5 protein-coding genes are annotated in these 5,762 nt (G+C 40.1%); all 5 read right to left on the reverse strand.

What is annotated here, in order from left to right:
- Window positions 1-1,839: hypothetical protein (locus F6K37_RS30745; RefSeq protein ID WP_287254317.1), on the reverse strand; the 1,839-nt coding region annotated here is incomplete at its 3' end.
- Between the two features lie 446 nt (window positions 1,840-2,285).
- Window positions 2,286-2,834 carry an amidohydrolase family protein gene (locus tag F6K37_RS30750; RefSeq protein ID WP_287254319.1) on the reverse strand — a complete coding sequence of 183 codons (549 nt, stop codon included), beginning with the start codon at window positions 2,832-2,834 and terminating at the stop codon, window positions 2,286-2,288.
- A 321-nt stretch (window positions 2,835-3,155) separates the two neighbouring features.
- Window positions 3,156-5,138: a putative Ig domain-containing protein gene (locus F6K37_RS30755; protein ID WP_287254321.1), complete on the reverse strand. Its 1,983-nt coding sequence runs from the start codon at window positions 5,136-5,138 to the stop codon at window positions 3,156-3,158.
- A gap of 5 nt (window positions 5,139-5,143) precedes the next feature.
- Complete coding sequence (locus F6K37_RS30760; RefSeq protein WP_287254322.1) at window positions 5,144-5,332, reverse strand: hypothetical protein; 189 nt, start codon at window positions 5,330-5,332, stop codon at window positions 5,144-5,146.
- Window positions 5,333-5,373: 41 nt separating this feature from the next.
- A complete protein-coding gene (locus F6K37_RS30765; RefSeq protein ID WP_287254323.1) occupies window positions 5,374-5,637 on the reverse strand; it encodes a hypothetical protein in 264 nt (87 codons plus the stop codon).
- Window positions 5,638-5,762 lie beyond the last annotated feature (125 nt).

Consider the following 5,762-nt stretch of genomic DNA (forward strand, 5'->3'; position numbering starts at 1 on the left):
AATACATATCCAATCACAATAGAGCCTCTTTTCAAATTGATTGATACTTTTAATTTTTGGCCTTAAATTATGGGTTTTTAAAAATTCAAGTTTTTGTTCTCTGGTGAGACTTGCAAAGCTTTCACTGTTGTATTGTGTGGCCAAAATCTGCATATATTTTCTGTTGATTATTTCCATTTCTTTAATATTGTAATCTTGATCAGGATACAGGACTTCCGCCATTAAAAAATTTTCGGTAAATGCTTCTATTGTGATTGGATATGTATTGAAATTGGTGTCGTAAAAATCCTCTAAGAAATGCCAATTATAAACTCTAATTTCATCAAATAGTATATTATTGGCAGGACTCAGTAAGGATAGATAGCTAACTAGTTCATGTCTATTTTCAAATTCAAATCTTATATGTTCATGGCCTACTTTATAAATGATAATTTGTGTTGAATCAAGATCATGAACACACATGTAGACATCCTGTTGTTCACTGTTGGCTGTAATTGTGGCTCTTTTTGACAATGAAGGTTCTAACCCTCTAGAAACATAATCCAAGTAACATAATATCAGGATATTTTTGCGTTGTGGGTGCAGTTTTAATTGGGCTAGACTCTCTATGTTGTATTTCTGTGTCCTTGCCTTGACTAATTTATTAGGATAATAGGCGATTATTTGCTTATTAGGATCATCGCTAGTAATGTTATCTAAGCGTAGGATCATCTCTTGTATGGTGGACCATTTGTCGAATCGAGGATCGCATAGATAAGTTTTTATTTGAAGATCAATCAGAGCCTTGGTATGAAACAGTATCCCTGAGACATGTATAAAAGAACATTGTCTTAAGTCATCAATACTCTCTTGATTAAAGTTATCCCTTGTGTATGCGGTCCATCTAGCTCGTTTTGCTTCTTCAGTGTCTGCATTAATATCAATGAACTTGCCCTCTTGGTCTACAAAGTGCAGATCGCAATGCACCAAACTTGCATCGGTTTGATCGAGGGTGAAAGTCGTTATATCTGCATGATTTCTTAATAAAATATCACCAGATTCAAGTAACCCAATATATTTTGCTTTGGAATAATAGGCCAAGCGTATACCAAGATTAATTAATGTCGCTTTATTTGAAAATTCTCTGTCAGCACAAACAATGTTTATTTCAAACAGTCCGCCGGCTTTGAATGCTGGATTTACCTCGTGGTGGTTGCGATGTTTGATGATCCGTAGGCAATTTTTGTAATTGTCTTTTATAAATTCCACTTCATCGTCCGATACAGTAACTATATTGGCAACAACTCTTTTGCCTGTAGTTTGCAGCTTGATTGAAGTGATAGTTTCCATCAGGTGTCCCTTTAAGGAGGGTACAACAACGTATGAGATTACGTTTTCATCTAATGCATTATTAGTTTGGTATTCCTGATTAAGTTCTTCATATTTTCCCTGGGTAAATACCCTGCTTATTAGCTGGTTAACATCATTGGCTTCATCAGCATATCCAAGTTTCTCAAGTAATCGTAATTTTTGCAGCCATAGGTCACGTGGCGTTTTATCACTTTGTCTAAAATATGTTTCAAATTCATTTTTAATTTTGTATTCTGTTGATGGTATACATACTCTTGTTTCGGATTGATCTGAACTCCATGAATAGTTCCATAAATAGCTGTCGGATGTAAGTTCGTCTAGAATTGTGAGTTGGTATGCATCCTCTTCACTTTTTGCTGGCTTTGCATTTATTAAGTCGTTAATGGTTCTTGTCATCATTTTGTTATTGGGTATAACGATTGAACTTGTGACACAGCTAAAACTGAGATCTTGCACCAAGTCTAAAATTGACTGGTTAAGATAGGGCATGGGGCATAGGAAATTGGGAATAGTAAGATAATTTACCCCTTACAGTATCCAAATTGATTTTCTCGTAGTTACTAATTTGTTATTAATGTACTGGTACAAGATCTGAGAATTCGAAAATTGTGATGAAAGCTTGCTGTGCAAGCCTTATATCAAAACTCCAAAACCTCGTTTTAGCTGTGCTGTGTTGCTCCACTACGAGATTAAAAATCGAGCTAATCGACCACTAGATAAATGATCAGGTGTGCTCAAAACACATCATCAATCAACAATTTTCCATGTCCCAGCCCCAACTCCTACCTGGTTCGGTTTTGCATCTGTGACAACGCTGAATTTAGTAGTTGACTTACAACTATTTAGGCTGATGTTATTTTAGTTTTTGAAACAAGATAGGGCTGTAATGCCCTATCCCACCTCAGAGTAAAACAGAGGTTAGTGCAAAATCACATCTAAGACTGTTTTGTTTGTTTAAAATGGTAATGCAAAAAGATATCTTTAACCTTGAAGGACTGAGATACAGATTCGATGCTCAAACGATTAGTACCGGTATTATAATCCGCTTCAAAACCTTCTTGGGTGAATCCCTGTTCATTTAGCTGATAACCCCCGCTAACGTTAATCATTTGAGTTGACCAGTAGGAATCAGATAAATTTAGTGATCCTCCACTCACATCTTTCAAGAACTCGTCCACCTTTACATACAAAGCATTAGTACCCGCATCGCCCGCATAGAGATAGAACTGATTACCTCCGTATTTTGGGCTGGTGAGTGTGTTTTGAACTGAAAACCCCAGAGTAGGGTATATGTAGCCAATTGAGCTACCATTTAGTTTTACATTAGAGCGCTCAATAAGATTTTGAACATTCAAAAGTAAAATTGCGGGTTTGCTTGGATCTGGACGTTCTGTTTCTGGAAAACCAAATTTGAATTGTTTTCCATCTCCAGGATTTATTTCAACTGGATTATCTCCACTAATAACAACCAAAGAACTAGCCATAGTTTTTCCTCCATTTTTTAGCTGTGTTGTCTACCATGAGATTCAAAATCGAGCTAACCAACCACTAGATGAGTAATCAGGTATGCTCAAGGTTGTGTTGCAAATTGACATCCTCCCCTTACTTTTAGGGCGGGGATTCCAGTCTATCCAAACAACGAAAGTTGTTTGGATTCCTGGTGGGTTGACGCTGAGGGTGAAGTTGCTTCCAAACCAGAAGTCTTACGCCCTTCGAACCGTCCGTTTATAGTCTCCCGAAGCCCTCAGGCGACTTTGATATTTACTGCGGCTTTAAATCTCTTCTACATACTCAACTGGTGAAACTTAGTCAATGTCAGTTAAGTTAACAACAACGTCAATAACAAGGTCACCGAGACCGATGGCACGGATGGTTAACTCATCATCACTGCCGGCACCAGGATACTGGAAAGTGACATTGGTGGTGACCTCAGATCCAGGTTCAATGTCATTGAACTGATCCGGATCTACATCGGTGACGTAACCGAACTCATCACCCAAAACCACGATCGTTAAGTTCTGATTGACAATTTCTAAGGCATTCTTCAAAGCATCAATCAAGTTGGAGCTATCGGCTTTCAACTCGACCACAGCGCCGACACCCAACTGGCTGACGAGACCCTCGTAGTCAGGTTTAACATCGCTGGTCACCAAGAAGATAGGCAGTAAGTTGGCGTTGTTGATTGCAGCTTTAACCTGTGCAACCGAAGGATAATCTTCACCAGTACCACCGCCATCGAGAATAGCATCTCCATTATTGGGAGTGGAAATGGGAAGTTTAGCAGTAATACCATCACCAGCCTTATGATAACGAGCATCGGTGGAAACAATGACCGCACTTCGGGCACTCTGACGAGCACCTAATTCACTTTGAGCTCGAACGGCAACTTGCAACAATGCTTCTAAAGATGCTTCAGGATCATCTCCTCCAGACTTGATAATCAAGCTATTCACACCATTCTGGAAAGCATCAGAATCTGCAGTTAACTTCAAGACGGTTCGGTAAACATAATCCCCACCATTGCCAAACGGAGAAATGGCCTTGTCGACGAAAGCGGTGAGACCAAAGTTAGTATCGGGCTGGAGGCTGCGGAGTTCGCTCACTAAGTTAGGTACTAAACTCCGTAAGACGGGCAGATCATTCCCAAAGGAACTGCTCAAATCTTGCAGCAACATCAAATCGAGCGGCAGGGTAGTGGCCTCTGCGGGAGTCTGAATCTCGACGGGAACCGTGACAGGTGTACCGTCATCTGGGAGGGTTACCACACACTCTGCTGGCGATTCGCCTACTGCCGATACGCGGCAAATATCGTTGACTGTGAGGGTAAACGTGGTGGAAGCGGTGACAATAACAATCCCATCAGAAGCAGAGACTTTAATTGTCACCGTGCCAATATCACCTGCTGCCGGAGTACCAAAAAAAGTGTTAGTCGAGGGATCGAACGTCAACCAAGTAGGTAACGGTGAGCCATCCTCAAGGGTTGCAGATAGGGCCAACTCGTCGCCATCAGGATCAGTGAAAGTTTCTGCAGGGATGGTGTAAATGTAGTTTTGGCTCACTGTTGTGACTTGATCGGGAATAGATCCATTCACCTCCGGAGCAATATTGGTTGGTATGAGTTTCCATGTCCCGGTTCCTTGCCCAATGCGGTCTGCTTTTGGATTTGTGGCAACTTTGTGTTTAGTGGTATCGGTACAATAGGTATGTGAGTCACCAAATGCATCTAGGTAGCTTTTACCACCAGACCACTGGTTTTGTAGGTAAATCAGGTCGCTAGTGGATACGGGGGTTCCGTTCTCTGCTCCCGTAGCGGATTCAATTTTCCATGTCCCAGTTCCTGCCTGGTAATCTGGGGTGGTTACAAAAGGTGTGAAGACTTCGAGCTGAACAGTTGATTGACTAGCAGCACATGCATCTACATTTAGATAACCCTTTTTAACACCCTCGGAAAACCATTTGTTTTGTAGGTATACTAGGTCACCAATAGACACAACAGTTCCGTTCTCTAATCCCGTAGCGGACTGAATTGCCCATAACCCAGTCCCCGCTTCAACCCGATCTGGTTTTTGATCTGTGAAGACCTTGCTTTCCTCATTTGGTGAGTCACAATAATCATATAAACCACATGTATCTAGATAACTTTTACCATCAGACCATTGGTTTTCTAGGTGGTAAGACTCACCATAGTTAACTTGAATTGCTGCAGTGGCAGGCTGTACCACCATTGTGAGCATCAACACAATTGTCATCAGAAAAGCTTGCAAGCTTCTCAGTAAAGTTCGTTTCACTATTTTTACTCCTTTGTGCAGTTTAGAGACTTGCTGGAAATCAGCAAGGAATGAATTTGTGTTGCAGGAAAACCAATCACCAGACAAGCCACAAAACCATTGCTGGCTAGGATATCAGATGTTTCGACGCTGTGATCAGCCATAAGCTGATAGCTTAGCTGATGTCTGTTCGCGTAGCGGTATACATAGTTCATTTGTTCTGCAACTTTGACCTGTTCTCCCGAGTTCCTAATTTTTAGTTGGAACAATTTAATATTAGCCCTGTTATATATCTCTTATCCTCATAAACCTCATATAAAACCTCATAAAAAACCTCATATAAAACCTCATATAAAACCTCATAAACTTCATATAAAACCTCATAAACTTCATATAAAACCTCATAAACTTCATATAAAACCTCATAAACTTCATATAAAACCTCATATAAAACCTCATAAACTTCATATAAAACCTCATAAACCTCATATAAAACCTCATATAAAACCTCATATAGCACTACGCGCTACTGTTAGGACAATACTGTTAAAAGATAATCAGTATAATAATCATTTTAAAGAGTATGCACCCTATAGTTACGATTGGCTGATTGCCTATTGCCAAAGCGCCCAAAAAGTCTTCCCT

Origin of the sequence: Moorena sp. SIO4E2 (genome assembly GCF_010671945.1) — a bacterium.
Lineage (GTDB): Bacteria > Cyanobacteriota > Cyanobacteriia > Cyanobacteriales > Coleofasciculaceae > Moorena > Moorena producens.